This is a genomic window from Rhizobium sp. CF080 (assembly GCF_000282095.2).
Taxonomy (GTDB): Bacteria; Pseudomonadota; Alphaproteobacteria; order Rhizobiales; family Rhizobiaceae; genus Neorhizobium.
Map to the genome: position 1 here is coordinate 136,546 of NZ_AKKC02000004.1, position 21,387 is coordinate 157,932.

Sequence of the window (21,387 nt, forward strand, 5' to 3'; positions counted from 1 at the left end):
GCGAGGCCCCCGACCGCCCCCCGCAGATACCGCCGTTATTTTGCCCCGTTGGAGATTGCTTCCCTGACGGCAAGTTCCGCCATCGCGAGCGCCGCCTCTCGGGTCCTGGCAGCGGCGATGAAGCGGCCGTTGTGGCAGAAGCTCGCGCCCTCTATGCCGCAAACGGCCTCGAGATCGCGATCGGTCAGACCGGCCCAGTCCGCAGGCAGATCGGCACGCACCTCAAAACCTTCATCCGCACGGCGGATGGTCGTGAGGCACCAATCCTTTTCGCGCGGATGAACGACAAACAACAGGTGATCGGCGCCCGCCTTGACGATGGCGGGGCGGAACGGCATTCCCGCCGGCAGTTCCAGAATACGCCCCTCGCCCGTATCCACGATTGCCTGGTGGACCAGTCCTTCGGCCCGCAGCTTTGCGGCACTCTGGCCAATCCTTGCCTCGACGAAACTGCCGGCAATCGCGAGTGCCGCGCCGAAACCGCGATTTTCCGCTTCAGGATCGGTCTCGTCGAAAACGGGTTTCAGGGTTTCCAGGAGCGCCGGCAAGGTCAGCCCGGCCAGCGGCCCCGCAACGGAGGGGCTCAGTGCGCCATTGTCCATCAGGTCGATCGGCAGCACGAAACTGCCATCGAAAGAGGCGTGCAGGGCCTCGATATGCGCCTCCGGCAGGCCGAGCGCCGCCAGATAGTCGCGGCCATAATGCTTCCAGACCAATCCGAACGAGCTGTAGGGCTGGCCATCGTCGCGCAGCGGGGCGCCGCGCTGGTGGTGATCGAAGATCTGCGCCGCAGCGTCATAGGCGGCACCGACGTCGTAGATGATGCGGTCGGCACCGGGCGTGATCCATTCCAGCGCCCGGCTGCGAACGACCCGAGCCCCCGGGAAAAGCCGGGTCAGGATGACGCTCGACAGCAATTCGTCGGCATGGAAGCCACCCGAATGGGTGACGAGGAAATCTGGGGTCATGCCGATATGCGCCTTGTGGTTCGCGGAAGATCCGTTTGTGATCAGCACCTGATAGCCATTGCCGGATGCCAGCTCAACCCGTCACTCGTTCATTTGAACGCGTGTTCGGTACCCATTGACACTTCAGGAGATCGCAAGGATTTCCAGCTCCTGGTCACCGACGCTGACGACATCTGCGACAGCCTTGCCCATCAGCAGCCGTGCGACCGGTGAGGCGAAGGAAATCGATCCGGCCTTGGGGTCCGCTTCGTCCTCTCCGACGATCCGATATTTCTGAACCCGCCCATCGTCGCGGCTGAAGGTCACCGTGCTGCCAAAAGCGACGTTGTCAAACGAGGTGGGCTCCCGGACAAGCTGGGCCGTGTGAACTCTTGCCGCAAAATAACGCGCATCGCGCAAGGGACCCGCCTGTTGCCGCCGCCGTTCATTCACCTCCTCGATAGCGCCTGCAGCCTCATAGGCCTCGCGGGCCTGCCGGAGCTGCAATTCGAGAGCCTTCAACCCCGCTTCCGTCACCAGATTCGGGTGAGGTGAAATCGGACGGTCGGGCAGCAGGGTTTCTGCCGCGGTTTCGGAACTCTCTTCCTTGGTGAAGGCAACGCTCAATCTCGAACTCCGTCTGGGCGCGGGCCGGGCATGCGGCACGTGGGCTTCGCCCGCCTCTTTGTCAGAACCCTGCATACGATGACAATGGACGAACGCCAAACTCGATCCATGTTCTGCGAGCGGTACTTGAGGATTATCTTGAGCAAGAGTGTCGGAATCTCGTCTGGCCAACCGTCTTCAAGACAGACAAGCTGCGGAGAGCACCAATGACAATTACCATTACCGCCTTTGAACGGTCACCTGATCGCGGCAGAGGGCTGGCGCGCGACATGCGCATTCGCTGGGCGCTCGAAGAAGTGGGACAGCCTTACGACGTTCGTCTTCTGTCGTTCAAAGCGATGAAGGAAGCCGCACACCTGACGCTGCAACCTTTCGGGCAGATCCCGACTTATGAAGAAGGCGATCTCGCCCTGTTCGAGTCCGGAGCAATCGTGTTCCATATCGCCGAGCGCCATGGGGGCCTGCTGCCGGACGAAGCGAATGCCCGGGCGCGCGCGATCGCATGGATATTTGCCGCGCTCAACACGGTGGAGCCGCCTATCTTCGATCGCAGCCTCGTCCAGATCCTCGAGCGCGACGAGCCCTGGTACGAGCAGCGTTTGCGCGCCCTTGAGGACAGCATCCGGAAACGGCTGGCCGACCTTTCGCGCCGCCTTGGCGACGCCGACTGGCTCGATGGTGCGTTCAGCGCCGGCGACCTTCTGATGGTGACGGTTCTGCTCAGGTTGAAAGCATCATCGCGTATCCTGGACGACTACCCGAACCTCTCCGCCTATGTCGCCCGCGGCGAAGCCCGGCCCGCATACAAACGTGCTTTCGACGCTCAACTGGCGGTTTTCAAAGCCGCATCGACCGGTTGACAAAGGGCTGCGTTCCGGATTGCGCATTCGCTCTTACGCGCCCGCGGGCTTATGATCGGGCCTTCGTTGATCCGTCAGGATTGCGCTTGATATAACGTCAAAAAGATGATCCGCGCGTGGCACAAGCGGAGGCTGGTCAGCGAGCCACGCAAGGGCGCTGATCAGCGCGAACAGGTCGTTGCCGTCCATGTCGCGTCGCGCCACACCTTCCGCTTGGGCACGGACAAGAAGCCGCGTACCGGCTGCGCGTAAGCTGACGCACGAGGCATGGAGTGCGGAACCTTCATCCGCGATTGCCGCAACCATCGGCGCGATGGCACCGCTGTAGGTGTGCGTCATCGCGACAGCCTCTCGCAGCCATGTCACAAGGGCGCTCCCGGGGTCGTCCCACTTTTCGAGCTCATTTGCCGTCTGCGCCAACTCGTCGAACTTCGTGCGAAGCAAGGCTTCAAGCAGCGCTTCCCGGGTCGGGAAGTGGCGGTACAGCGTGCCAAGTCCCACGCCCGCCTTGCGGGCGACGTCGCGCAACGACGCGTCGGCCCCTTGTTCGGTGACAACGTGCCGCGCGACGGCGAGTAGCTGATCATAATTCTTTTGGGCGTCGGCTCTCATCGTGTCCCTTGACAAACGGAGCACCGCTCCGAATATAAAGCGGATCAGTGCTCCGAATTTAATAGCACATCTGCCACAATGGAGAAAAGCGATGCCGAGTGAGACAATGAAAGCAATCCGGATCCACGAGTTCGGTGGCCCCGAAGTGCTGCGCCACGAGGATGCGCCGAAGCCCGAGCTGAAGCCGGGAGAAGTCCTCGTTCGGGTTCACGCCGCAGGGATCAATCCTCCCGACTGGTATCTGCGCGATGGCTACAAGGCGCTTCCTCCGGAATGGCGGCCACAGGTCCCTTTCCCGATCATTCTGGGCACGGATGTGTCGGGCGTTGTCGAGGCGGTCGCGAATGATGTCGAGGACTTCTCCGTCGGAGACGAAGTTTACTCCATGGTCCGTTTTTTCAGCGTCGGGGAAAGCAGGGCCTATGCCGAGTATGTCAGCGTGCCGGCGTCGGAACTTGCACGCAAGCCTGCCGGCATCGATCACGTGCATGCCGCCGGGGTGCCGATGTCGCTGCTCACCGCGTGGCAGTTCATGGTCGAACTGGGACACAACGAACCGAACCCGCTTCAGCCGCATAAACATCAGCCGGTGCCGCTCGAGGGCAAGACCGTCCTCGTAAATGGAGCGGCAGGCGGCGTCGGGCACTTCGCGGTGCAGATCGCGAAACTGAAGGGCGCGCATGTCATCGCCGTGGCATCAGGCAAACATGAGTCACTCTTGCGCGAACTCGGCGCCGACGAATTTATAGATTACACCAAAACTCCGCCAGAGGACGTTGTTTATGAGATTGATCTTGTCGTCGACGCTCTCGGCGGGCCGACAGCAGGTCGTTTCCTTCGCACGCTGAAGCGCGGCGGTGCCTTGTTCCCGGTGTACCCGCTGGGCTTCTCCGGTGCCGAAGAAGCTGCGAAGCTGGGCGTCATCGTCTCGGCAACCCAGGTCCGTTCGAGCGGGGCTCAATTGGCGGAAGTCGCGCGCCTGCTCGACGATGGGACGATCCGCGTCGTGCTGGACAGCACCTATCCGCTCGCCGACGCCCGCAAGGCACATGAGCGTGCCGCCAAGGGGCACATCCAGGGCAAGATCGTGCTCACGGTCGGGGCTTGACCACGAAAGCTCGGGCGATCATCTCCAGACTCCAAGCGAAATGGCGGGCCGAAGCCCGCCATTCCTGTCTCAGTGGGATCAACCCGCCTTACTTGGCGTTCGGGTCCTTAATCTTCGGGAAGGTTGCGAATTCGACGTTGTAGAGCTCGCCGTTCACTTCCTTGACTTCGCGCATGTAGATGTCCTGGACGATGTCGCGGGTGGCCGGATCAATGGTGATCGGGCCGCGCGGGCTGACCCAAGTGGCGCCCTTCATGGCTTCGATGAGCTTGGTGCCGTCGGTATCGCCATTGGTCTTCTTCAGCGCCATGTAGGCAAGCGTCATGGCGTCATAGCCGCCGACCGACATGAAGTTCGGGCGCATGTTGTTGGCCGCCTTCTTCACCTGTGCGACGAAAGCCTTGTTTTCCGGGCTGTCGTGGAGGGTCGAGTAGAAATGGCCGGTGATGACGCCCTTGGCGGCCGGCCCCATGCCGTTCAGCAGGTCGTCGTCGGTGACGTCGCCGGTGGCAATCAGCTTGATGCCGGCATCCGCCAGACCGCGGTCGACGTACTGCTTCATGAATTGCGCGCCGATACCGGCCGGCACGAAGGCAAAGACTGCATCCGGCTTGGCATCACGCACGCGCTGCAGGAAGGGGGCGAAATCCGGGTTCGCAAGCGGAACGCGGATGGCCTCGACGATCGTGCCGCCATCCTTCTTGAACTGGTTGGTAAAGCCCTGCTCGATATCAATTCCCGGACCATAGTCGGAGACCAGGGTCACAACCTTCTTCAGATTGTTCTGGACCGCCCAAGTTGCCACCGGAACGGCGGACTGCGGACCGCCCATCGAGGTGCGGACGTAATATTGCGACTGCGGCATGATCGCCGACGTCGTCGCCGAGGTGATGATCGCCGGGATCTTCGCCTGGTTGAGAACCGGCGCCACCGACATGGCGAGAGGTGTCAGGCCGAAGCCCATCAGTATCTTGGCACCGTCATTGACGACGAGTTCCTGGGCGATGCGGCGAGTCTGGTCGGCGACACCGCCGTCGTCGCGCAGCACGACTTCGATCTTCTTGCCGGCGACAGTATCGCCGTTGAGCGCCATATAGGCCTTGACGCCCGCTTCGACCTGCCGGCCGGTGGACGCGAACGGACCGGTCATCGGCAGGATGAGGCCGACCTTGACTGTTTCCTGCGCGGCTGCCGGAATGGCAGCGAGACCGCCCATAGCGAGACCGGCCGCAGCCATCAATGTTCTTCTGGTAATCATTCTCTTTCCTCCTCTAAGACGAACTATTCTCAAAACTCGTGTGACGGACCGCGTCCTCCTTGTGGCTCCGGCCCATCAAAGCGTGCGGATATATCGAGGACAATCACAACCAACAGTCAACGGGCTCCGATAGTTTGATGTCCCGCTATTCCCGTTTTCGTTAGTCCAGGCGACCCCGGCGGCATTTCCCCATGGTATCGGGCAATCAGGCCCGAGATTTCACAAATCCATGTATACAATTCCGGTTTCCGCCCCACATTCCCTGAAGATCGGCCGTCCCAAACTGCCGACTTCGGCGGAAACACTGCGGTCGTAAAAAAATCCCACGATGAAAAAGGAAATCAATCTGCCGCCAAGAAAACCGCCGGCCTGCCTGCCCTCCTCCATGCCGTTATACCAGCAATAAATCTGTATACATGGGCTGTCAATATTAGCCTTTGGCCTGAGGAAGTGAAGCCTTGAGCGTGAATGCTCCGTGTTTCCATGCTTCGAAGAGGAAGTCGCGCTGGCCTTCGTATTACCTGGACCCACAGAATATTCTCTATGAGAGCGGGTAAACTGGCCATATCCTAGAGAATCTGTGAGACACATCGAAGTTTTCGCCATGCAAATTCCAATAAAGCCGATTTTCGTTTTCCATGCCGCCGCCCACGCGGGCAGCATCTCGAAGGCGGCCCAAGAGCTTGGCGTTACGCCGTCTGCCGTCAGCCAGCAAATTCAGGCGCTCGAGCTGCAGTTGGGCGTTGCTTTATTGGCGAAGGCTGGGCGCGGAATAGTCCTGACCGAAGCTGGCGAGCGCTATTTCTCAATGATCGCGGATCAGGTCGAGCAAATCTCGGAGGCCACAGCGACGATCAAAGGGTTCCGCTCGGTCACGAGCCTGACGATCCGAGCGACGCCGACACTGTCGAACAAGTGGTTACTGCCGCGCCTGAACTCGCTTCTCGACATGCATCCCGACCTGGAAGTGCGGCTCGACGGTACGAATGAGCCAACCGACTTCAATCAGGAAATCGTCGACATAGAACTCCGTCATGGTGACGGTCGCTGGCCAGGTCTGTTCGTGGAAGGCGTGGCGGAAGAAACCTTCATCCCGGTCTGTTCCCCTGGCTATGTTGCAGCCGGCACGTTGCGTGCCGAGGACCTTCTTGGATATCGCCTTATCCATTCCGCCAAATCGCAGGCCCAATGGACGAGCTGGTTTCCGCTGGCGGGTGTGACGGCCACTGAGCGCTGGCAGAGAGTGTTGTTCGACCGAAGCCACATGGCGATCGACGCGGCGGTGAACGGCATGGGCATTGCCCTCGAAAGCACGCTCATGATGGGAGCGGAACTTGCCTCCGGGCGCCTGATCTGCCCCGTGGCGTCGCCGCCATCGTTGCGCCTCGTGACACAGTGGATCGTCTGCCCCTTTGAACATTTGCGTCGGCGAAAGGTCCGCACATTCCTCGACTGGCTGCGCGCGGAACGTGACGCTTGGGCAGCCGGCCGCTAAACGCCCAAATCCATGCCGAGCTCAATACATTCCCAGGAAGCGGATCGGGCCCAAGGTGAGGATCGGGAAAAGCACCAGTGCGAAGATGGCAAGTGTAAGGACGGCCATGGGCGCAAGCGACCCCTTGATGACGTCCTCAACCCTCATGTTCGCGACTTGAGCTGCCGCGAACAAGCAGACGCCGACCGGTGGCGTAACGAGGCCCAGGGTGAGCGTCATGACGGTGACGATGAGAAAGTGGATCGGATCGATGCCGAGCGCCTCCACCGGCGGCATGAGCACCGGGATCAGAATGAACATCGCTGGAATGGCTTCCATGAATATGCCGATGATCAGCAGGAAGACGAAGATCACCAGCATTCCACTCAAGGGACCGAGATTCATGGCTTGCAGAAGATCCGCGACCTTCTCGGGCAGCCCGTCATAGGTGAATACCCACGCCGCGATCTGTGACGTGGCGGCGATGAACAGAATAGTGCCGGAAATGCGGGCCGTCGAGATGAGGATTTCCGGCACTTCGCTGACCGGAAGGGTGCGGTAGACGATGATGCCAAGTAGGGCAACGTAGACCACGGCGATGGCGGCGGCTTCCGTTGGGGTGAACAGGCCGCTGGCGATGCCGATGATGAGGATCAGTGGCGTCAGCATCGGCAGGATGGCGCGCAGGCCCGTGACGATAACTACACGGAAGTTGAACGGCGATGGCGGGTTGTAGCCGTAATACACCGAATAGCAGTGATTAAAGACGAGGAACGCGAATGCGATGAACAGGCCGGGCACCAGGCCCGCCACCAGCAAAGTGCCGATCGAGACATTGGCGATAGAGCCGGCGATGACAACGAGAATGGACGGCGGAATGATCGAGGACAGCGTTGCGGTACACAGAGTCATGCCGACCGCATAACCTTTCGGAAACCCATGCCGCTCCATGGCCTTGATCTCGATGGCGCCGACCGAAGCGATGTCGGCCACCGAAGAACCGGAAACGCCGGAGAAGATCACCGAGGAAATCACGTTGACATGGCCGAGGCCGCCAGGAAGCCAACCGACGATGGCCTCGGCGAAGTCAAAGATCCGCTCCGCCACCCGGCCGCGTTCCATGACGGTGCCGACAAGAATGAACAGCGGCACCGCGACCAGCAGGAACGAGTTCATCGAGGAGAACATCGTCTGCGACAGGAGGTCGAGAGGCATGGAGGTGAACAGCCAAAGCGTCGCCACGCTTGCGAGCGCCAATGCGACTGCGAGCGGGACACCCAGCATGCTGAGCCCGAAGAAGGAGATGAGGAGAAAGAGCGACATGGGTCAGTGTCCTGCGGTCATGGAAACATCCACATGGGCGCTTTCGCCAGCGGGCAAGCCGAGTTCAGGGAGCGCGATCAGTTCGCGACGCGTGCGCAGCGATTCAACGATCGCCAGGATCGCGATGACGGCGGACACCGGCATCACCATTCCGATGAGCCACATGGGAATAGGCAAGGTCGCAGCCGTCTCATTCATCATGATTTGCTGCTGCACGAGCGTCAGCCCGGTCCAGCCCATGAGACCGAAGAACAGGACCGACGACAGCACGTAGATCGGCACTGCCAGATGGTGGAAGATGCGCTGGCCCATGACGAGGAAGACCACGACGCGCGCGCTTTCGACAGTTCTAAAGCCCGCCGCCAATCCCAGGAACACCATCCAGATGAACAGGAAACGGGTCGCCTCCTCCGTCCACGGCAGCGGATATCCTGTCAGCCGGCCGATCACCTGCAACAGGACGACGATCAGCACGCCGGCGCAAGCTGCACCGGCAGCGAAATCGGCGACGATTTTTACGAACGTACCAAGCGGGGAACCTATGGGAGCACGCATGGAGAGACCCTTTCCAACAGCTGCGACGATCGATGTAACACCGGCACCTTGCCATGACAGCAAGGTGCCGGCGCCAAATCAGTTCGTGGTGATGAAAGTGCGAGTGCGCTCGAAGAAGGACTTATCCTTCACCAGGGCAGAGAACTTGTCCGTAAGACCCGCCGCGACATCGACGAACGCCTTGCGCTGCTGTTCCGTCAGTTCGTTGACCTGCATGCCGTTGGCCTTCAGAGTTGCCAGCGATTTCTCGATATCGGCGGCATCGTTTGCGGCCTTCCAGACCTCCGTTTCCTTCGCCGCTTCGTTCAATGCGGCCTTGAAGCTGTCGCTCAGGCCCTTGTAGCGCGCCGGGTTCATGCCCAGCACCCAGGCATCGGCGATGTGATTGCTGATGGTGGCAAATTTCTGCACTTCGTACAGCTTGGCGCTGACGGGAACGTTGACTGGATTTTCCTGCCCGTCGACGACCTTCAGCTGAAGAGCGTTATACACTTCGGCAAAGGCCATCGGAGTGGGGGCAGCGCCCATCGCCCCGAAGAACTCAACCCAGAGCGGATTGTTCGGGACGCGCAGCTTCATGCCCTTGAGGTCTGCCGGCGAGGTGATCGCCACCTTGGAATTGGTGATCTGGCGCAGCGGCCGGGACCAGAGATCGAGGCCCTGGATGCCGATCTTGCTCAGGTCTGTTTGCAGTTCCTTGCCGAGGTCACTGTCGAGATAGGCCCGTAACTGCTCAATGTCGCGGAACTGGTAGGGGATGGCGATCGCGGTGAACTTCGGATTGAATGTCGCGTAAAGCGAGGTGGAGTTGAGAAGAAGGTCCAGCGAACCGCCGGCCAGCTGCTTCACGCCGGCGGAAGGATCTCCGCCATAGAGCGTGCCGTTGGGAAATACTTTGATGGTCAGCTCGCCCTTGGTTTTCGCCGATACCAGTTCGGCAAATTTCTTGGCGGCGAGCGTGATCTCGGACGTGTCCGGGTCCGGCGTGGACAATGTCAGTGTTTCGGCATGGGCGATGGAAGCTGCCAGAATCGCGACGGCTGCCACCACGCTGCGGATCGTAAAATGTCTCATGCTAATTCCTCCCGTTGGTTATCGAGCCGAGCGCGCCGATGGCACCTTCAGCTTGGATTCATGCGTTGCAATTGGCGGATAATCCCGCTGTGATCCAGATCGCCATCGCCATTGTCGACCATGGCCTGGAACAGTCGGTCAACCTCCTCGCTGACCGGCAGTGTCAGACCGCGGCTTCGGGCAAAGCCGAGAGCCGTGGACGTATCCTTCACCTGATATTTCGCCGGGCCACCCGGCTCGAAATTGCCCTCCACCATGCGCAGGCCGTGCTGGCGCAAGACGGTCGATTCCGCGAAGCCCCCCAGCAGCGCCTCGCGCACCCGCGCCGGATCTGCCCCGCCGCGTTGCGCAAGCGTGAGCGCTTCGGCAACAGCACAGAGCGTCGAAGCGACGATCAGCTGGTTTGCGAGTTTTGTGAGTGCGCCGCTTCCTGACGGACCGACATGTGTCACTCTTCCAAGGCAGGCAAAGATCGGGCGAATCCTGTCGACGATCGCCGCATCGCCACCGGCCATGATGGCAAGCGTCCCTTCCTTGGCACCCTTCTCGCCGCCGGAAACCGGGGCGTCGAGACATGCGATTCCGCGCTCGGACGCAGCCTGGGCAATCGCCAATGCCGTTTCGACCGGAATTGAACTCATGACGACGACGGTCGAACCGGCCCGCATGACCGACAGCAATCCACCCGAGCCCAGCAGCAGCGCTTCGCAGACCGGTCCGGAACTCAACATGCAGATTACCACGTCGGCGCCAGCCCCCGCCTCGCTCGCGCTATCGGCGATGGCCACGCCCCTTTCACTTAGAGCTTCGGCCTTCGCGGACGTCCGGTTCCACGCCGAGACTACGAACCCGGCCTCGGCCAGCCGACCGGCCATGGGAGCGCCCATGATGCCGGTACCGATAACGGCGATACGGCTGGTGGTCTCTTGCATCGATCTGTTCTCCGTGGATTCAGGGATATCGTCTTTGCGAAAAGCGGACCGGTCGCTCTTCCGAGATGAGTGACGGGAACGCCTCTCGGAAGCGCCCGAGATGGGGCGTTTCCAGATGGGCATCGAACGCTGCCCGGCTGTCATAGACTTCATAGAAGATGACCGTATCTTCCGAACCCTCCGGGCAGATGACGTCGAACTGCCGGCAGCCCGGCTCGTCGGCGACAGAATGTTCGGCGTCTTCCCGAGCGGCTTCGAGGAAGGCGAGGAGCTTGCCCGGCTTCACCTGGAACTCCGCGATCACGACAAAAGCTTGCCTGTCCATTGGGCTGTCCCTGCTCACTCGGCGGCAATCTTGGCCGGACGGAAATGCTCTTCCATTTCCTTGCGTAACCGGACGACGTCAAGGTCGTTGACGATTTCGACGTCATCGAATGAAACGATCTGGTCCTTCTTGATCGGCCGCTTCAGTTTGACGTTTTGCGCGAGACCCATGGGCAGCGCCTTGAGGTCGAGGCTGCGTGTCGCAGGGATAGCATTGGCCCAGACCGCGTAACCGCCCTCGCCGTCCAGCATTTCGCCCGGCTGCATGTCCTTCTTTGCCGTCGCGACGGCGTCGCCGCGGAACTCCTTGGAGCAACCGGTCGGCTCGTTGCGCAGCACAGCCGAAAGGACGCTGATCGAAGTCTCGAGGCCGATGATGTGGAACGGGCGCCACATCGAGGCATACCAGCCCGATGGGTCCGTCAGCAGGCCGTATTGCTTGAAGCAGGCACGGGCATATTCGTTATGGGCCTTGAACGTGACGAAGACACCATAGCGGATATTGTTGAACACCTCGCGGCCATCCGGTTCCTGGCTGGCCGCAATATCAACCAGCCCGGACCGCGACATGCGACCACCATCGGCCGCCGGACGGAAAACCCGCGCCAGATCATGGAGGCCGGCCGGCGGGAAGGCAAGGCCGTCATCCGGGCAATCAAGGCCGGTGCCATTGGCCACGGCAGCCATTTCGATCGCCGCCTTCGTGCCGTCGGTGAAGGAATTGTACATCTTGGGATTGAAGTCCCCCTTGGCGACCTCTTCGTCGCTCCATCCGAAGAAGCCCCAGACCGTGTCCGGTGTCGAGTAACGGAAGCGAGGTTCAAAGTTCATTCCCTTACCAGCCGAGGTTACCTCAAAACCGGTCGCACGAGCCCAGTCGACCAGTTCGCAGATCAGCGCAGGCTGGTCGCCATAAGCCATGGAATAGATGACGCCGGCTGAGCGGGCTTTTTCGGCGAGGATGGGACCGACCATGCAATCGGCCTCGACATTGACCATGACCACATGTTTCTTGCTCTCGATTGCTCCAAGCGCATGACGCGTGCCTGCAATCGGATGACCTGTCGCCTCGATAACACATTCGATTTCGTCGCAGCCGTAGATTTCCCTGACGTCGCTGGTCACATAGGTCTGGCCGCTCTTCAGGGCCTCGCCGCAGCTTTTCGCCTCGTATCGTTCCGTGGCCCAACCGACACGCTTCAGGGATTCCCGTGCCTTGCCGACATCGAGATCAGCGACCGCGACCATGTGCAGACCATTGATGCGCTGGGCCTGTGCCAATACCATCGAACCGAACTTGCCGGCACCGATCAGCGCCACCCTTACCGGGCGACCGTTCGCGGCACGAAGCGAGAGAAGAGAAGAGAGATTCATGAGACGACGTCCTCAACTGGTGAATGAATATGAGGAGTGCCCCGCCGAGTTCAGCGCGCATTGATCCCCGCAGGGCAAAGCATGACACCTCGCCGACCGCCTCTGGTCCGAATGCACCTTAATTCCTCCGGGGAAGCGCGGCTCCTGCCGCCACTCCCAGCCGCCTCCCGAGCAGCCTGTGATCCAAGTTAGGGCAAGGAAGGACTTAGCTCAATTTAGAAAGTCGAAACGATACATTAGAATTTCTAACGCATTAAGGATCATTCCTCAGGAGACCAGGCCGGCGCGCCACATCGCCGAAGGGATCTGAACCGGCGCTTTCTACATGCCCCCACGATCCCTCTCGAGCACATCCCGTCATTGACGGGATGTTGCGGTTACCCGATGGTCGGCCAGGTATCGGAGAGGCGGTATCCTGCTGGCCAGGGATCGGCGGGATCCAGCATCAGCTGGTGGGTGCCGGTGACCCAGGCGCGGCCGGTGATCAACGGATAGATACCGGAACGCCCGCCGACGGTCGTCTCCGACTGGATCGCGCAGTGAAATTCGGACCCTATGATCGAGCGGCCGACGAAGGTCTCGCCGATGCCGATCTCGCCGCGGGCGTGCAGCACCGCCATGCGGGCCGAACAGCCGGTCCCGGTCGGTGAACGGTCGATCTTGCCAGGGCGGATGACGACCGCGTTGGCGCCTGTCAGCACGCCATTCTCGCGGGTCACAGGGGCTGCGATCTGGCAGAACGAGAAATGATCCCAGTCGGAATTTTCCGGATGCAGGAAGCCGATCTGCTCGTCGGCGGCTCGGGTGATCCGCACGCCGATCTCCGCGATCTCGCGCGCTTCGTCGGGCTTGATTTCGAAGCCAAGATCACGCGCATTGACGATCACGAAACTGTCGCCGCCATAGGCGGTATCGGCCTTGATCGTGCCGAACCCCGGCACTTCCAGCGGCACGTCGAGCTTGTCGGCGAAAGACGGTACATTGCGGACCTGAATCCGCTCCGCCTTGCCGTTCCGGCACTCGGCGGTAACTTCGACAAGCCCGCCCGGCGCCTCCAGCACCATTTTTGTCACCGGTTCCTGCATGGGGATGATGCCGGTATCGAGCAGCACGGTCGAAACGCAGATCGAGTTGGAGCCCGACATCGGCGGCGTATCGGCCGGCTCCATGATGATCCAGCCCATCTGGGCCTTGGGGTTTTTCGGCGGAACGAGCAGGTTCACATGCCGGAAAACGCCGCCTCGGGGTTCGTTGAGAACGAAATTGCGCAGCGTCTCGTCGCGGGCAATGAAGCGGGATTGCTCCCAGAGCGTCTCTCCAGGCGGCGGCAACACGCCACCGACGATGACATCCCCCACCTCGCCCTCCGCATGGCAACTGACGACGTGGATCACCTTCGACGACCGCATTTCATTCCCTCATATCAAACGTAGCTTTGCAGCATGTCGTGATTGGCTTGGCTGAGCACTATGCCCTCGGCGGTCGACCGCGCGCGCATCTGCATACGACGGTCCCCCGGTAAGCGATCTTGCCCGGATTCTCGCACCAGCGCCGATATCTCGGAGACCCGATCGCGAAACACTCCGTTTCCGCCCCGCTCTGGATCGATGACAATGAAAAGCTGCCCGGTCTTAGGCGTCTGAGCGCCCTTGAACTCGCTCCAGTCGAACTCGCCGGAGAAGAAACCGCCAGTTAGGGCCGCCCCCAGGATTTCCACCATCAGCGCGATCGAATTACCCTTGTGCCCACCGAAGGGCAACAGCGCGCCGCCGTCCAGCACCGCCTTCGGATCGCGGGTCGGATGACCGTCGCGGTCGACGCCCATGCCGGGTTCGAGCATCCGGCCCTCGCGGGCGGCGATCTGGACGTCGCCATTGGCAATCGCGCTGGATGCCTGGTCGAAGACGAAAGGCGGCTCGTCCCTGCGCGGAGCGGCGAAGGCGATCGGGTTGGTGCCAAACACCGCCTTGTGCCCGCCATGCGGAACGACGCAGGCCATGCTGTTGACGAAACTCAACGCCACCAGCCCCTCGTCCGCAAACGGCTCGACATCCGGCCACAGCGCACTGAAATGATGCGAGCGGCGCAGCGCCAGAAGCCCAATGCCGTACTGTCTCGCCCTTTCGACCAGCATCGCCCGAGCCGCAATCAGGGCCGGCTGGGCAAAGCCGTTCTTCGCATCGACGCGGATGAAGGCGCCGCCGGTATCCTCGACCACCGGCAAGGCCGCGCCATTGACCCAGCCGCTTTGCAGCGACGAGACATAACCGGGAATGCGGAACATGCCGTGGCTCAGCGAGCCGTCACGCTCGCAGGCGGCGCAGTTTTCCGCCAGGATTTTTGCATTGGCCGGCGAGACGCCATACGTGACGAAAATGCGTTCCAGAAGCGACACAAGCTCCTGGAAAGCCAACTTCACCGACCCCTCGACTTCGCCCTGATGCACCATATCAAACGCCTGGTTTCAGTCGCTCGCCAACAAGCGCGGTCCAGTATTGCATGCCGTGGATGATGGCGTCGTCATTGAAGTCATAAGCCGGATGGTGGAGTGCGGCGGAATCGCCGTTGCCGAGCCAGATGATCGCGCCGGGCCGTTTCTCCAGCATGTAGGAAAAATCCTCCGAACCCATGGTGCGCGGCCAGTCGTCATTGACCCTGTCGTCGCCCGCCACACGACGGGCCGCCGCAACCGCAATCTTGGTCTTTTCCGGATCATTGACGGTGACCGGATACCCGGCCCGCCACTCGATCTCGGCTTCGGCCTCGAAGAGTTTCGCCGTAGAATTGACGATATCGCGAAAACGCTGCTCGACCGCCTTGCGGGTCTCGGGATTGATCGTGCGGATGGTCCCGCCGATCTGGATCGAAGCCGGGATGACGTTGAGCGCGGCCGGATTGCCGGCACTCAAATACGTGACCGAGACCACGACCGGATCGAACGGATTGGTGAAGCGTGAGGCAATCGACTGCAGCGCCGTCACCATATGCGCGCCGGCAAGCAGGGGATCATGGGTCAGGTGCGGATAGGCGGCGTGGCCGCCACGGCCATTGAGGGTGATCATGAAACGATCGCCAGCCGCCAGCATCGGGCCGGGCCGGATGGCGAAAGAGCCGACGGGAATGCCCGGCTGGTTGTGCATGCCGTAGACCTCGTGGATGCCGAACCGCTCCAGCAGGCCTTCCTCGATCATCACGCGCCCGCCGGCTCCGCCCTCTTCGGCTGGCTGGAAGACGACCACCACGGTCCCGGCAAAATCGCGGGTGGCGGCCAGATGTTTGGCGGCGGCAAGCAATGTCGCGGTGTGCCCGTCATGGCCGCAGGCATGCATCATGTTCGCCACTTTGGAGGCATGCGGCAGGTTGGTCTGTTCCGACATCGGTAACGCATCCATGTCGGAGCGGAAGGCGATCGTCCGCCCCTCGCCCAGTCTGCCCTTGATCACGCCGACGACGCCTGTCTTGGCGATGCCAGTTACCACCTCGTCGCAACCGAACTCGGCAAGCTTTTCCGCCACCAGCGCCGCGGTCTTCGGCAGGTCGAACAACAACTCGGGATATTGGTGAAGCTGGCGGCGCCAGGTCTTCGCTTCGGTGGCAATCTCGCTCATCGCATCGTGGGCATCATAGGGGGCCATGGTTCTCTCCCGTTCGATTCGGCGTTCAGACGGCGGCGATCTTCCGGAAGGGCGACCGGTCCGGATCGGGATCCGGCATCGCGTCCAGAAGCATGCGCGTATAGTCGCTCTGTGGATTGTCGAAGATCGCGGCGACCGGCCCCTGCTCGACCACCCTGCCGCGATAGATCACCGCGACATCATCGCAGATATAGCGGATGACGCCGAGATCGTGGCTGATGAAAAAGTAGGTGAGGCCGAGTTCCACCTGCAGCCGGTGCAGCAGGTTGAGCACATCTGCCTGGACCGAAACGTCCAAGGCCGAGGTCGGCTCGTCGAGGATCAGGAATTCCGGATTGACCGCCAGCGCCCGCGCAATGCCGATGCGCTGCCGCTGCCCGCCCGAAAATTCGTGCGGATAGCGGAACAGATGCTCGGAACGCAGGCCGACCTGCAGCAGGAGTTCCATGACTCTTTCGGTGCGGCGGCTTGCCGTCATGTTCACGACATCACCGTGGATCACCAACGGCTCGGCGACGATGTCGTGGACTGTCATGCGCGGATCGAGCGAGGCGTAAGGATCCTGGAAAACGATCTGCAGCCGCGAGCGCAACCGGCGCATCTGGAGCGGCGTCAACTTGTGGATGTCCGAGCCGTCGAACAGGATATTACCGGCCGAAAGGCTTTCCAGCCGCAGAATACAGCGGGTCAGCGTCGTCTTGCCCGAACCGGATTCGCCGACGAGCCCGAAACTCGCGCCCTTCCTGATCGACAGGCTGACATCGTCGAGCGCGGTAAAGCCTTCACCGCGGCCGAAGAAACCCTGGCGCGGACCTGGAAATATCTTGCTGACGTTCTGGATGTCGAGGCTCATGCAGATGTCTCCCGCATCGCGCCGCTCAGGCCCATAAGTTCGCCGCGCTTGGTATGCACCGTCGGCACCGAGTTCAAGAGCGCCTGGGTATAGCTGTGGCTCGGCCGCTTGAGCACATCATTCACCTTGCCGGCTTCCAGGATGCGACCGCGAAACATCACCGCCACATGGCTGCAGATCTGGGCGACAATGCCGAGATTGTGCGTGATCAGCAGCACACCGATATTCCGTTCGGCGACGAGATCGTGGATCAGCCGCAGGATCTGCGCCTGCACCGAGACGTCGAGCGCCGTCGTCGGCTCGTCGGCGATCAGGAGGTCAGGCTTGCCGATCATCGCCATGGCAATCAGCACGCGCTGGCGCATGCCGCCGGAAAACTGGTGGGGATAGTCGTCGATGCGGTCTGCCGCCTTCGGAATGCCGACCTTCTCCAGCATCTCGACGGCGACGCGCTTGGCCGCTTTCTTGAAGTCGCCACGGGAAGCTCCGGCGCCAAGCCCCAGAACCGAAGGGTCCGCATGGCCGGCGTGGAGCGCCACGTCCACGAGCTGCGTACCGATCCGGAAGGCCGGATTGAGGTTGGTTGTCGGATCCTGGAAAATCATGCCGATATGCCGGCCGCGCAGCATCCGCATCTCCTTGTCGGTCGCCTTCAGCACATCCCGGCCCTGGAACTCGATCGAGCCGGCCAGATAACGTCCGGGCGGCGACGCGATCAGCCGCGAGACCGAGAGGCCGGTCAGCGACTTGCCGCTGCCGGTTTCGCCGACCATGCCCCAGATCTCGCCGCGCTCGATCTTCAGGTCGATGCCATGCAGGATCTGTGTTTCACCCTCGTAGCTGCGCATCGCAAGATTGAGGTTCTTGATGTCGAGAAGTGCCATTCCGTCTCCCCTCATCTCCGCGCCTTCGGGTCGAGCACGTCACGCAACCCGTCGCCGAGAAGGTTGAAGGCGAGGACCGCGAGGAAAATTGCGATGCCGGGCGCGACAGCCGTCCACCAATAGTCCGGCATGTAGCTGCGCGCGCCGGAAAGCAGCGTGCCCCATTCCGGCGTCGGCGGCTTTACGCCGATGCCGACGAATCCGAGCGAGGCGACGGTCAGGATTGCAAAGCCCATGTCGAGCGAGGCCTTGATGACGATCGGCGAAACGATGTTCGGGAGGATGTGCTTGCCGAGGATGCGCAGCCAGTTGGCGCCGAGCGCATGGGCTGCGACCACGAACTGCTCTTCCTTCTTGACGATCACCTCGCCACGCACGAGACGGGCATAGGCCGGCCACCAGGTGATCGAGATGGCAATGATCATGTTCCAGACGCCGGTGCCGAGTGCGGCCGCCACCGCCATGGCAAGGATGAGGCTTGGGATGGTGAGCAGCAGATCGGTGATACGCATCAGGACTTCATCGACCCAGCCGCCGAAATATCCAGCAATGGCCCCGACCGCAGTACCGACGACGATGGCGATGAAGACCACAGCAAGGCCGGAAAACAGCGAGACCTGTGAGCCGACCAGCACAAGCGAGAACATGTCCTGTCCCAGCGCATTGGTACCGAACCACGCGTTTGCCGACGGTGGCTGGAACCTTGCCCCGGTATTGGTGCCGCCAACAACATGTTCCGGATACGGCACGATCCAGGGCGCGAAGATGGCGATGACCACCAGCAGGACGACGATCGCAAGTCCGACGATCGAAAGCCAGCTCTGCCGGAAGCGATAGAAAGCGCGGCTCCAGTTTTCGAGCCGTGCAGACTGGGTGCGCTTGGGAATGGCGATGGGCGTCATGGTCATGCGTAGCGTACCTTCGGGTTGAAGACGCCGTAAAGGAGGTCCACGACAAGCATGGCGACGAGATAGATGATGGCGATGACAAGCGTCACGCCGATCACCGGCATGAAATCCTGGGTGAGGATCGCCTGCGTGGCATAAAGCCCAAGACCCGGCCAGTCGAAGACGGTCTCTACCAGCACCGTGCCGCCGAGCAGCCAGGAGACGTAGAGACCGATCACCGTCAGCGTCGAGGTCATGGCGTTCTTGAGGACGTATTTGAAGAGGATCAGCCGGTTGGAGAGACCAAGCGCCCGCTCGGTCATGACATAATCCTGCTGCAACACCTCGATCGTCGAGGAGCGCATCATCCGCATGATGGTCGCGAGCGGGGAAAGCGCCATGGCAATCGCCGGCAGTGCCAGATGCGACAGCGCGATCTGAAAGGCAGACCAGTCGCCGGCGATCAGGGCGTCGATCGTGTAAAGGCCGGTGACATGGTCCGGCGGGCTTTCGATCAACGGATAGCGACCGGACAGCGGCAAGATGTCGAGCCAGGCGGCAAACGCCATCTGCAGGAGAAGGCCGAGGAAGAAGCGCGGCATGGCGATACCGCCGAGAGCCACCGTGCGGGTCGCGTAGTCGAGTGGTCCGTTCTTGTAGACGGCGGTCAGCAGCCCAAGCGGGATGCCGACAACGACCGCAATGAAGAGCGATGCGAAGACAAGTTCGATCGTCGCCGGCAGGTATTCGAGGATATCCGCAAAGACCGGGCGCCGGGTGAAGACCGACATGCCCCAGTCGCCGGAGACCAGGCCGGTCAGGTAATTCCAGTATTGCAACGGCAGAGGCTGATCCAGACCGAATTCGCGCTTCATCTGCGCGATCAGTTCCGGCGTCGCATTCGGGCCGGCGGCAAGGCCGACCGGATCCCCGGGCAGGATACGCGCCACGATGAAAAGCAGCAAGGTCAGGCCGAGCAGGATCGGCACGAGCAGGACGAGCCTGCGCAGAATGTAAAGCAGCATTCGCAAACTCCGGAGCGGCGGGCCTCCGTATCGGAAACCCGCCGGCGGCAAGGGGTCAGGCGATCGACAGCGGCCAGATTTCCATCGTATTGGCGGCTACCGGGCTGAAGACATAGTCCTTCACGTTGTCGCGCATTGCAAACTTGCGGAGCTCAAGAATGCCGATGATGTCAGGCGCATCCTCGACGATCACCGCCTGGAACTTCTTGTAGAGTTCGGCGCGCTTGGTCTTGTCCACTTCGGCACGGGCGTCTTCGATCAGCTTGTCAACCTCGGGATTCTTGTAGACCGGGTTCTGCCACTGGCCATTACGCGACGAGTGGTAGGCGGCAAACGCGGTATTGTCCGGATCGGCATAGTTCGGCGACTGGAAGATCGAATAGAAGTCGACCATGGTTTCCGGCGAACGGGCCATGGCAACCGTGTCCGGCCAGGTCATGGCGCGGATGTCGAGGTTGATATTGAACGCCTTCAGCGATTCCAGCATGATCAGGCACCAGCGGCGCTGGTTCTCGTAGCCGGCTGCATGGTGGATGGAGAGCGTGATGCCGCCGTCCTTGTAGTTCGACTTGGCGAGATATTCCTTCGCCTTCGCCATATCCTGGTCATAGCCCTTCTGGTCCGGGTCGAAACCGAAGATGCCGACCGGCAGCGGGCTCTTCATCAGCTGGGCCGGGCCGGCCGCATCCAGCATGCCCTTGTAGTTGAACGCATAGGACACCGCCTTGCGGAGGTTCTTGTCTGCAAGCGGCCCCTTGGCCGTGTTCATCTTGATGGTGAAGGTGCGGTAGTCGGGCTCCATGATGCGCACGACCTTCGGCATGTCCTTGATGGCGTCCATGTCTTCCGCGAACATGTCGAGCGCGAAATGCACCTCGCCACGCTGGAGCATCAGGCGGGCGGTGGAAGCCTCGCGGACGATCTTCCAGATCGCGCCGCTGAGATTGCCGCCCTTGTGCCAGTCGTTGTCGACGCGGATCAGTTCATAGAGATCGCCCGGTTTGACGCGGCCCATCTTGAAGGCGCCGGAACCGGCCATGTTGGCGAGCAGGTAGGCCTGGCCGTCATCGGTGCCCTTGTTGGCTTCGACGACCTTGGAATTGACGATGAACATCCACGGCAGGACGGAGAGAAGCGGTGCGAACGGCTTCTTCAGCACCATCGTCACCGTCATCTCGCCGGTCGCCTTGACGCTGTTCTGGTCGAGAATGCCTGAGACCATCCAGGCCGGACCCTTGGCTAGACGCAGCAGGCGGGCGAAGGAATATTCGACGTCCTTCGCGGTGACCGGCGTGCCGTCATGGAACTTGGCATTGCCGTCGAGCTCGAACGTATAGGTCAGGCCGTCTTCCGACTGCTTCCAGCTCTTGGCGAGGCCCGGGGCCGGAACCGGCGGATTGGCGACGACGCGCACGAGAGGATCGTAGGTATTGCGGAACAGCCATTGCGGCGCATAGCCGGTTGCCACATGCGGGTCGAAATTCGGGATATCGACAGTGCTGGCCAGAACCATGATGTTCTTGCCCGCTGAATTGGCGAGGCGTGGCAGTGTCGCAGCAGCGGTCATCCCCGCAGTACCGATCAGAAATTGGCGTTTATTCAAAGTGAGCATGTCCATTCCCCTTTTATATCTGC

Annotated in this window: 21 protein-coding genes; 3 read left to right on the forward strand and 18 right to left on the reverse strand. The window is 61.4% G+C overall.

Translation table 11 applies throughout. From position 1 onward, the window contains the following. Positions 1–35: 35 nt before the first annotated feature. Together PMI07_RS07765 and greA are read right to left on the reverse strand one after the other, a co-directional pair. On the reverse strand, positions 36–968 hold the full coding sequence (locus tag PMI07_RS07765; RefSeq protein WP_007757151.1) for an MYG1 family protein: 933 nt from the start codon (positions 966–968) through the stop codon (positions 36–38). Between the two features lie 123 nt (positions 969–1,091). Beyond that, positions 1,092–1,574, reverse strand: a complete 483-nt coding sequence (gene greA / locus PMI07_RS07770; RefSeq protein WP_007757152.1) for a transcription elongation factor GreA — start codon at positions 1,572–1,574, stop codon at positions 1,092–1,094. A gap of 206 nt (positions 1,575–1,780) precedes the next feature. Between greA and PMI07_RS07775 the strand changes: the two genes are divergently transcribed. Beyond that, the gene (locus PMI07_RS07775; protein WP_007757154.1) at positions 1,781–2,434 is read left to right on the forward strand and encodes a glutathione S-transferase family protein; all 654 of its coding nucleotides are present in this window, start codon (positions 1,781–1,783) and stop codon (positions 2,432–2,434) included. A gap of 33 nt (positions 2,435–2,467) precedes the next feature. On the opposite strand, the gene PMI07_RS07780 is transcribed toward PMI07_RS07775, so the two are convergent. Further along, positions 2,468–3,046, reverse strand: coding sequence for a TetR/AcrR family transcriptional regulator (locus tag PMI07_RS07780; RefSeq protein WP_007757156.1), 579 nt, complete (start codon positions 3,044–3,046; stop codon positions 2,468–2,470). Positions 3,047–3,137: 91 nt separating this feature from the next. On the opposite strand from PMI07_RS07780, the gene PMI07_RS07785 reads away from it, so the two are divergent. After that, entirely contained in the window at positions 3,138–4,154 is a 1,017-nt protein-coding gene (locus tag PMI07_RS07785) for an NADP-dependent oxidoreductase (protein ID WP_007757158.1), read from the forward strand. Between the two features lie 88 nt (positions 4,155–4,242). Here the strand turns inward: PMI07_RS07785 and PMI07_RS07790 are convergent, their stop codons facing one another. Next, positions 4,243–5,412, reverse strand: a complete 1,170-nt coding sequence (locus tag PMI07_RS07790) for an ABC transporter substrate-binding protein (RefSeq protein ID WP_007757159.1) — start codon at positions 5,410–5,412, stop codon at positions 4,243–4,245. 604 nt (positions 5,413–6,016) lie between these two features. On the opposite strand from PMI07_RS07790, the gene PMI07_RS07795 reads away from it, so the two are divergent. Then, positions 6,017–6,907, forward strand: coding sequence for a LysR substrate-binding domain-containing protein (locus PMI07_RS07795; RefSeq protein WP_037085967.1), 891 nt, complete (start codon positions 6,017–6,019; stop codon positions 6,905–6,907). 21 nt (positions 6,908–6,928) lie between these two features. Here the strand turns inward: PMI07_RS07795 and PMI07_RS07800 are convergent, their stop codons facing one another. The 14 genes from PMI07_RS07800 to PMI07_RS07865 form a co-directional block, all read right to left on the reverse strand. Next, a complete protein-coding gene (locus PMI07_RS07800) occupies positions 6,929–8,209 on the reverse strand; it encodes a TRAP transporter large permease (protein WP_007757161.1) in 1,281 nt (426 codons plus the stop codon). A gap of 3 nt (positions 8,210–8,212) precedes the next feature. Then, the gene (locus PMI07_RS07805) at positions 8,213–8,764 is read right to left on the reverse strand and encodes a TRAP transporter small permease (RefSeq protein WP_007757164.1); all 552 of its coding nucleotides are present in this window, start codon (positions 8,762–8,764) and stop codon (positions 8,213–8,215) included. A 78-nt stretch (positions 8,765–8,842) separates the two neighbouring features. Continuing rightward, positions 8,843–9,838 carry a DctP family TRAP transporter solute-binding subunit gene (locus PMI07_RS07810; protein WP_007757165.1) on the reverse strand — a complete coding sequence of 332 codons (996 nt, stop codon included), beginning with the start codon at positions 9,836–9,838 and terminating at the stop codon, positions 8,843–8,845. 47 nt (positions 9,839–9,885) lie between these two features. Next, positions 9,886–10,770, reverse strand: a complete 885-nt coding sequence (locus PMI07_RS07815; protein ID WP_007757166.1) for an NAD(P)-dependent oxidoreductase — start codon at positions 10,768–10,770, stop codon at positions 9,886–9,888. Between the two features lie 19 nt (positions 10,771–10,789). Further along, a complete protein-coding gene (locus PMI07_RS07820) occupies positions 10,790–11,095 on the reverse strand; it encodes a putative quinol monooxygenase (RefSeq protein WP_007757167.1) in 306 nt (101 codons plus the stop codon). Positions 11,096–11,109: 14 nt separating this feature from the next. Then, positions 11,110–12,468 (reverse strand): SAF domain-containing protein, encoded by a 1,359-nt coding sequence (locus PMI07_RS07825; RefSeq protein WP_007757169.1) that lies wholly within the window; start codon positions 12,466–12,468, stop codon positions 11,110–11,112. Positions 12,469–12,845: 377 nt separating this feature from the next. Next, entirely contained in the window at positions 12,846–13,877 is a 1,032-nt protein-coding gene (locus tag PMI07_RS07830; RefSeq protein WP_007757171.1) for a proline racemase family protein, read from the reverse strand. A gap of 14 nt (positions 13,878–13,891) precedes the next feature. Next, the gene (locus tag PMI07_RS07835; protein WP_007757174.1) at positions 13,892–14,917 is read right to left on the reverse strand and encodes an Ldh family oxidoreductase; all 1,026 of its coding nucleotides are present in this window, start codon (positions 14,915–14,917) and stop codon (positions 13,892–13,894) included. A 1-nt stretch (position 14,918) separates the two neighbouring features. Next, entirely contained in the window at positions 14,919–16,103 is a 1,185-nt protein-coding gene (locus tag PMI07_RS07840; RefSeq protein WP_024163661.1) for an amidohydrolase, read from the reverse strand. A 25-nt stretch (positions 16,104–16,128) separates the two neighbouring features. Further along, positions 16,129–16,956 (reverse strand): ATP-binding cassette domain-containing protein, encoded by an 828-nt coding sequence (locus PMI07_RS07845; protein WP_007762103.1) that lies wholly within the window; start codon positions 16,954–16,956, stop codon positions 16,129–16,131. Continuing rightward, on the reverse strand, positions 16,953–17,840 hold the full coding sequence (locus tag PMI07_RS07850; RefSeq protein WP_007762104.1) for an ABC transporter ATP-binding protein: 888 nt from the start codon (positions 17,838–17,840) through the stop codon (positions 16,953–16,955). Before PMI07_RS07850 ends, PMI07_RS07845 begins: the two co-directional genes overlap by 4 nt. An 11-nt stretch (positions 17,841–17,851) precedes the next feature. Next, on the reverse strand, positions 17,852–18,748 hold the full coding sequence (locus PMI07_RS07855) for an ABC transporter permease (RefSeq protein WP_007762105.1): 897 nt from the start codon (positions 18,746–18,748) through the stop codon (positions 17,852–17,854). Continuing rightward, positions 18,745–19,752 carry an ABC transporter permease gene (locus PMI07_RS07860; RefSeq protein ID WP_007762107.1) on the reverse strand — a complete coding sequence of 336 codons (1,008 nt, stop codon included), beginning with the start codon at positions 19,750–19,752 and terminating at the stop codon, positions 18,745–18,747. The genes PMI07_RS07855 and PMI07_RS07860 overlap by 4 nt, the downstream gene beginning before the upstream one ends. A 55-nt stretch (positions 19,753–19,807) precedes the next feature. Further along, positions 19,808–21,364 (reverse strand): ABC transporter substrate-binding protein, encoded by a 1,557-nt coding sequence (locus tag PMI07_RS07865; RefSeq protein ID WP_007773339.1) that lies wholly within the window; start codon positions 21,362–21,364, stop codon positions 19,808–19,810. Positions 21,365–21,387 lie beyond the last annotated feature (23 nt).

Bases quoted from the DNA above. Each gene is read 5' to 3' on its own strand.
- PMI07_RS07805 (WP_007757164.1), bottom strand. From the start codon at position 8,764: ATGCGTGCTCCCATAGGTTCCCCGCTTGGTACGTTCGTAAAAATCGTC.
- PMI07_RS07815 (WP_007757166.1), bottom strand. From the start codon at position 10,770: ATGCAAGAGACCACCAGCCGTATCGCCGTTATCGGTACCGGCATCATG.
- PMI07_RS07775 (WP_007757154.1), top strand. From the start codon at position 1,781: ATGACAATTACCATTACCGCCTTTGAACGGTCACCTGATCGCGGCAGA.
- PMI07_RS07800 (WP_007757161.1), bottom strand. From the start codon at position 8,209: ATGTCGCTCTTTCTCCTCATCTCCTTCTTCGGGCTCAGCATGCTGGGT.
- PMI07_RS07835 (WP_007757174.1), bottom strand. From the start codon at position 14,917: ATGGTGCATCAGGGCGAAGTCGAGGGGTCGGTGAAGTTGGCTTTCCAG.
- PMI07_RS07795 (WP_037085967.1), top strand. From the start codon at position 6,017: ATGCAAATTCCAATAAAGCCGATTTTCGTTTTCCATGCCGCCGCCCAC.
- PMI07_RS07865 (WP_007773339.1), bottom strand. From the start codon at position 21,364: ATGCTCACTTTGAATAAACGCCAATTTCTGATCGGTACTGCGGGGATG.
- PMI07_RS07765 (WP_007757151.1), bottom strand. From the start codon at position 968: ATGACCCCAGATTTCCTCGTCACCCATTCGGGTGGCTTCCATGCCGAC.
- PMI07_RS07825 (WP_007757169.1), bottom strand. From the start codon at position 12,468: ATGAATCTCTCTTCTCTTCTCTCGCTTCGTGCCGCGAACGGTCGCCCG.
- PMI07_RS07840 (WP_024163661.1), bottom strand. From the start codon at position 16,103: ATGGCCCCCTATGATGCCCACGATGCGATGAGCGAGATTGCCACCGAA.
- PMI07_RS07860 (WP_007762107.1), bottom strand. From the start codon at position 19,752: ATGCTGCTTTACATTCTGCGCAGGCTCGTCCTGCTCGTGCCGATCCTG.
- PMI07_RS07780 (WP_007757156.1), bottom strand. From the start codon at position 3,046: ATGAGAGCCGACGCCCAAAAGAATTATGATCAGCTACTCGCCGTCGCG.
- PMI07_RS07850 (WP_007762104.1), bottom strand. From the start codon at position 17,840: ATGGCACTTCTCGACATCAAGAACCTCAATCTTGCGATGCGCAGCTAC.
- PMI07_RS07820 (WP_007757167.1), bottom strand. From the start codon at position 11,095: ATGGACAGGCAAGCTTTTGTCGTGATCGCGGAGTTCCAGGTGAAGCCG.
- PMI07_RS07845 (WP_007762103.1), bottom strand. From the start codon at position 16,956: ATGAGCCTCGACATCCAGAACGTCAGCAAGATATTTCCAGGTCCGCGC.
- PMI07_RS07810 (WP_007757165.1), bottom strand. From the start codon at position 9,838: ATGAGACATTTTACGATCCGCAGCGTGGTGGCAGCCGTCGCGATTCTG.
- PMI07_RS07785 (WP_007757158.1), top strand. From the start codon at position 3,138: ATGCCGAGTGAGACAATGAAAGCAATCCGGATCCACGAGTTCGGTGGC.
- PMI07_RS07855 (WP_007762105.1), bottom strand. From the start codon at position 18,748: ATGACCATGACGCCCATCGCCATTCCCAAGCGCACCCAGTCTGCACGG.
- PMI07_RS07830 (WP_007757171.1), bottom strand. From the start codon at position 13,877: ATGCGGTCGTCGAAGGTGATCCACGTCGTCAGTTGCCATGCGGAGGGC.
- PMI07_RS07790 (WP_007757159.1), bottom strand. From the start codon at position 5,412: ATGATTACCAGAAGAACATTGATGGCTGCGGCCGGTCTCGCTATGGGC.